4 protein-coding genes and 2 pseudogenes are annotated in these 3,537 nt (G+C 59.9%); 3 read left to right on the top strand and 3 right to left on the bottom strand.

Annotation, left to right across the window (positions count from 1 at the left end; genetic code table 11):
- Window positions 1-17 precede the first annotated feature (17 nt).
- From NCT32_RS36575 to NCT32_RS36565, 3 genes are read right to left on the bottom strand one after another with little or no spacing between them, the layout of a single operon-like run.
- Entirely contained in the window at window positions 18-923 is a 906-nt protein-coding gene (locus tag NCT32_RS36575; RefSeq protein ID WP_409241583.1) for a transposase, read from the bottom strand.
- Window positions 924-953: 30 nt separating this feature from the next.
- Window positions 954-1,310: an IS66 family insertion sequence element accessory protein TnpB gene (gene tnpB, locus NCT32_RS36570; RefSeq protein WP_061167874.1), complete on the bottom strand. Its 357-nt coding sequence runs from the start codon at window positions 1,308-1,310 to the stop codon at window positions 954-956.
- Entirely contained in the window at window positions 1,286-1,783 is a 498-nt protein-coding gene (locus NCT32_RS36565; RefSeq protein ID WP_250491516.1) for a transposase, read from the bottom strand. Before NCT32_RS36565 ends, tnpB begins: the two co-directional genes overlap by 25 nt.
- 79 nt (window positions 1,784-1,862) lie before the next feature.
- Between NCT32_RS36565 and NCT32_RS36560 the strand changes: the two are divergent.
- The 3 genes and pseudogenes from NCT32_RS36560 to NCT32_RS36550 form a co-directional block, all read left to right on the top strand.
- A pseudogene (locus NCT32_RS36560) lies at window positions 1,863-2,216 on the top strand (tyrosine-type recombinase/integrase); the annotation flags it as partial.
- 21 nt (window positions 2,217-2,237) lie between these two features.
- Window positions 2,238-2,417, top strand: a pseudogene (locus NCT32_RS36555) (transposase zinc-binding domain-containing protein); the annotation flags it as partial.
- 148 nt (window positions 2,418-2,565) lie between these two features.
- The gene (locus tag NCT32_RS36550) at window positions 2,566-3,501 is read left to right on the top strand and encodes a tyrosine-type recombinase/integrase (protein ID WP_250491515.1); all 936 of its coding nucleotides are present in this window, start codon (window positions 2,566-2,568) and stop codon (window positions 3,499-3,501) included.
- The last annotated feature ends 36 nt before the right edge of the window (window positions 3,502-3,537 follow it).

The raw sequence follows: 3,537 nt of genomic DNA, 5'->3' as shown, positions 1-3,537 counted from the left end.
GTTCCGGGCTACGCCCTTCACCGCTGCCGCCATGCCAGTTCTCTCATCCTGATTGACGCGCTGTTCTCATCTTGATTGACGCGCGGCAACCAGAGATAGCTCTTTGTTTGTGGCTTGCGCCCCTTCTCCTTCAGGACCTGGAATGTCGTCTCGTCGCAGTAGATCAGATCGGCATCGAGCAACGCATCGCGCATCAGGTTGATCACAGGTTGCGTCGCAAGCCCGACACGGACGATGCTCGCGGCGATGGTGTTCGATGTGATGTCGCCGCCGAAGCGTCGCAGTAGGCCGGCCTGACGGTAGAGGGGCATCCCGAACTGATACTTGCCGGCAGCGATCCACGCGAGCGCCGATTCGCTCAAGAGTCCGCGCGGGATGATGCGCGGCGGCGCTGGCGTGACCTTGATGCCAAGATCGCAGCACGGGCAGGCATACTTGACGCGCTGGTGTTGGATGACCCGAAGCTGCTCCGGGATCACGTCCAGCTGTTCGCTGGTTTCTACTCCGATCTCCACAAGCGCATGACCGTCGTTGGCGCAGAAGCGATCGGCTTCGGGCAGTTCGTGTCGCACGACATCGCGCGGAAGACTGGGATCGAGCGGCTTGCGGTGACCACGCTTCTTGCGAGTGTGCGCGTCAACCTTCGTTTCCGGTGTGTCTTCCTGCGCGGGCGTGGAGTTTGCGCCGAGCGCCTCAGCTTCGTTGAACAAGCCGTATTGATCAGAATCTCGCGCTTCACTCTTTGCGCCAAACAGCTCGCGTCGGTAAGCCCGTAAGCGCTCCTCCGCGAGGTCACGCTCCGCTGTCACGAGTCGCAGCGTGCTGCGCAGCTCGTCACGTTCTCGCTGAAGCGCAGCGTGCTCCTCGCGCATCGCCAGGAGTGCCTTGAGCTCGTCGGCAGAGAGGGTGACGTTGATCGGCATGTCGCTTAGACCGGCACGCCAATGTCGTGTTCAACTCACACGAGCATAATGTCGTTTCGGATGGCGCCGAAGCGCGGCAATGTCAGCACCCTTGAGTAGCCACTGCAATCGCTCGACGTCCAGCGTGACGACCTCTGTACTACTGTCGGGCCAGACGAAGCGGTCCTTTTCTTCGAGTCGCTTGAACAATAGCCAGAACCCATTGTGATCCCAACCGAGGATCTTGATACGATCACATCGCCGGTTCGTGAACACATAGAGCGACGCGTCCATCGGGTTCAGTCCCATCGCCTGCTCCACGAGAATCGACAGGCTGTTCATTCCGAACCGGAAATCGACGGGATCGCGGTGCAGATAGACGTTCAGACCTTCGTCAAACCGGAACACGGCAGCCTCCCAAGCACCTGGACGATCGTCGTGATCTCTTCGACGCCAGCCTCGCCGAAGTTGAGTTCGACACCGTTAGGTAACCGAACATGCAACGCGAGCGTCATCGATGGAACTGGAGTGGACGGTGTCGACGGCGGCACCGGGGCAGAGATGACGGGAACAAACGCTGGTAAGGTGCTTGCACTACAGGGGCTTCCGACGGTCCGCGCAGCAATGTCGATCGAAACGCCATCGATTACCACAGGGTCCGGTTCTCGGGAATCGTGCAGGATCTGCGGCTGATACCGCGCGATCCATCGGCGCAACTGGTTCGGGTTGACGTCGTGATCCATGGCGGCACGCGCGATCGACACACCCGGCTTCAGGCACAGTGCGACCAGTTCCCGTACAGCATCCTCGTCAAATTCGCGCCGTCCGTCCCGTTTCTGGCCAACGACGAGCCTGCTGCGAAGGTCTCGATTCTCGTTCATTGCGGTCTGAGTGAATGTGTCCACGCGGACACATAGGTTCAGACCTTCAGCCGCTCATTGGAAGGACGTTGTTTCTGGACCGCATACGCTTGAACGTCTGCGTGTGTGGTGGCGCGTGGCCCGTGCGCAGGGCAAGATGCTCGATGGTGGGTGGCTGTTTCCCGGACTCGATCCGCTCGATCAGTTAAGCACGCGACAGTTGAACCGTGCCATTCATGCCGCCGCCGAGACTGCGAACATCGACAAACGTGTGTCCATGCACACGCTACGCCATAGCTTTGCGACACATCTCCTCGAACAGAAGGTGGATATCCGCGTGATCCAGGTGCTGCTCGGCCATGCAAAGCTCGAGAACACCGCGCTCTACGTCCAGGTGGCCACCGACCTGCTGCACGAGGTCACCAGTCCGCTGGACCGTCTGCCCTCAGAGTAGACCCGCGGGCTGTAACGCCTCATGCTGGAGGTTGCGGACATCTTCCGCAGCCACGGGCCAGCGTGGCGAGCCACGACACACTTGAGCCTGGGGCAGCTGAAGGTCATGTCGGCCATCGAACGGTGCCGCACGGCGGCACTGGGCGGACATGTGCTGCGCTGTTCAGGCTGCACAAGGACCGAGGTGTCCTTCAACTCGTGCCTTATGGGGAGTCCTGGCTAACAGGGAGTCCGAAAGCATGTTCGGAGCCCCAGACCGAACAATTCTGTGTTTTTGCTCCCCATTAAAACGCGCCCCTCCGTTGCTATCGTGGTCTGGCTTTCACGGGCAATCTTCACAGGAGGACGTGATGCTAGACACATACCTCGTAGCACCCAAGACTTTGAGGCGCCTGCGTACGGGACCGGTCGGCGCCTTCATTGACGGCTTTGCTGATGCGCTGGAGCGGGACGGATATTCAGCGGCCAGCGCCGAGCGGTACATACGTGCCGCCGATCATCTGGGCCGCTTCATGCTGATGAGTGGCAGACCTCTGGCTGAGGTAGGTCCGCAGATGTTGGAAATCTTCCGTCGACATCTTCCGACGTGCAGTTGTCCAGATGCAAAGGGCGGCAAAGCAAACCACCATGTTTACTTCGGAGCGAAGCGCTTTCGTGAGTACCTGATCGGGATCGGTGTCTGTCAGGCAGGGAAGCCCGCAACGGCCGAGATTTGCGAACCTAACATCGTCAGCGGTTTCCGGCAGTGGATGCAAAAGCACCGGGGCGCAAAGCCGGCGACACTTCGGCTGTACTGTCGCGATGCCACGACAATGCTCGAGTTACTTGGGCACGATGTGGGCGGATGGGATCCGAAGCGCGTGCGGACGTTCCTCCTGGATAGTGTTTGCAAGTGCGGCATCAGTACGGCCGAAAAGCGGATCACCAGCGCGCGGGCCTTCCTGCGTTATCTATGTGTTCAAGACTTGTGTCGGGCCGGTCTCGACCAAGCGGTTCCCGCGCTAGCGCATTGGCGCCTGTCGACACTCCCGCAGTGTCTTGCGCCTGACGATGTTGACCGTCTGATAGCCGCTTGCGATGGCCATTCACTTCGAACACTTCGCGACCGCGCGATCATTCTGTTGCTCGTGCGACTCGGGGTGCGTGCGGGCGACCTCGCAAACCTTCGAATGAGAGACATTGAGTGGGAAACCGGGACGCTGCGGGTCTCCGGTAAGGGGCGTTATGAAGTTCGACTCCCGCTGCTGTCAGCGTCGGATAGATACTCCTCATTTTCGTCGAAGTAAATTTCCCCAGTTTTTGTTTGGCGCCGCCGCGTAAGC

The organism is Caballeronia sp. INML2, assembly GCF_023631365.1.
Classification (GTDB): domain Bacteria; phylum Pseudomonadota; class Gammaproteobacteria; order Burkholderiales; family Burkholderiaceae; genus Caballeronia; species Caballeronia turbans.
Note: the sequence above shows the minus strand (reverse complement) of the source record. Positions and strands in the feature narration are given on the sequence as shown.